This is a genomic window from Pseudomonas sp. GM18, assembly GCF_000282195.1.
In the GTDB taxonomy this organism is placed as follows: domain Bacteria; phylum Pseudomonadota; class Gammaproteobacteria; order Pseudomonadales; family Pseudomonadaceae; genus Aquipseudomonas.
The window spans coordinates 1-1,675 of the sequence record NZ_AKJT01000139.1; the positions used below are offsets into that span (position 1 = coordinate 1).

At 61.0% G+C, this 1,675-nt stretch carries 2 protein-coding genes; both read right to left on the bottom strand.

Translation table 11 applies throughout. The features are described from left to right. Positions 1-54 precede the first annotated feature (54 nt). Positions 55-555 carry an urease accessory protein UreE gene (gene ureE / locus PMI21_RS00015; RefSeq protein ID WP_007942232.1) on the bottom strand — a complete coding sequence of 167 codons (501 nt, stop codon included), beginning with the start codon at positions 553-555 and terminating at the stop codon, positions 55-57. A gap of 213 nt (positions 556-768) precedes the next feature. Further along, positions 769-1,401, bottom strand: a complete 633-nt coding sequence (locus PMI21_RS00010; protein ID WP_007942233.1) for a TetR family transcriptional regulator — start codon at positions 1,399-1,401, stop codon at positions 769-771. Between the last annotated feature and the right edge of the window lie 274 nt (positions 1,402-1,675).

Here is a 1,675-nt window from a genome sequence, read left to right on the forward strand (position 1 = left end):
ACCCGCCAATCGGCAGCTGCGGGCTGGCCAGGCGCAGCAGCGCCCAGGCCGGGTTCATAAACGCACGCCGAACTGGTGCAGTTTCGGCGGGTAGTTGAAGTTCTCGTCACCCTGGCGCGAGTGGTGATGACCGCCGCCGTAGGCGCCATGTTCCGGCTGGAACGGCGCTTCGATGTTCTCGGCTTTAGCACCAAGCTGTTCGAGCATGGCCTTGAGCACGTAATCGTCGAGCAGGCGCAACCAGCCGTCGCCGACTTGCAGGGCCACGTGGCGATTGCCCAGGTGATAGGCGGCGCGGGTCAGTTCGAAAGCATTGGCGCAGGTGACGTGCAGCAGTTGTTCGGGGCGAGCACAGACGCGAACGACGCGCCCGTCTTCTGCTTGCAGGCATTCGCCGTCATACAGCGGTGGCTGGCCGCGCTCCAGAAACAGGCCGACGTCTTCACCCTCGGCACTGAAACAGCGCAAGCGGCTTTTGCTCCTGGCTTCGAAGGTCAGGTGCAACTCGGCGGCCCAGACGGGTTGAGGGTCGATTCTGCGATGAATCACCAGCATCGGAAGGCTTCCAGCAATGAACAATGTTCAGGCTAGAGCAAGGGGCTTGCCAATCGGGTGAGAGGTAGGAAATGCCTGTCAGAGCGACGGGGGAGACTCACAATGTTGCAGGGCTTTGATTGAAGTTGGTGCGTGGCGGGTGTTTATGCACCAATTTGCAGCGCACAAAAAATCGCAGCCTTCTGCCGAAGGCTGCGATCTTTTTCTAACGGGTTACTCGGTACTGCCGAGTCCCTGCCAATGCTTCAGCCCGATAAAGATAAACCGCAACTGCTGAGTGATTTTCGCCTGTGGCGTCAGATGCTGCGGCAACGCTTCGGCTGGCGGATCGATGATGTCCGGCAGGGTCGCGAACACGCTTTTGACGATCAGATCGGCCATGACGCTCAGGCCGGCGATGTCCAGATGCTGCAGTTTCGGCATCAGCGACAAATCGGCCGCCAGGTCCGAGCTGATGTCTTCGCGCAAGCGGCCGATGGCCAGGCGCACCGGCAGCGAACCGCCGTACTGCTCGCGGGCAAGAAACAGGAACTGCGAACGATTGGCCGTGACCACGTCGAGAAAGATCCGCACCGAGGCATCGATGATGCCGCCCATGACGAACTCGTTATGGCGCACCAGGCGGATGGTTTCGCGGAAGGTCTGGCCGACTTCGCACACCAGCGCCAGGCCCAATTCGTCCATGTCGGCGAAATGCCGGTAGAAACCGGTGGGCACGATCCCGGCGGTTCGGGTTACTTCGCGCAGGCTCAGGCTGCCGAATCCTCGGCCGCTTTCCATCAGGTGGCGGGCAGCGTCCATCAGGGCGTTGCGGGTCTGTTGTTTCTGTTCGGCGCGGGGCAGCATCGCAAGGGTGTGTTCTGGACAGGGACAGCGGCGCACTCTAGCAAATCGGCTTCGCTGGCGTCGAACGACTATCGGGGGATCACGCGGGGAATTGGGGTTTCTATAAAGTCAAAAGCCCAATCCGGGGATTGGGCTTTTTTTCCAGGCCGCCATGGGCTTAGCTCACAGCGCTGTTGCGTTCGATCACACGGTCACCACCACCTTCAGCAAGGGTTTGGCCTTGTGGGGTACGGTCGGTACCGTCAGCGGCCAGGGTTTGGCCTTGTGGAGTGCG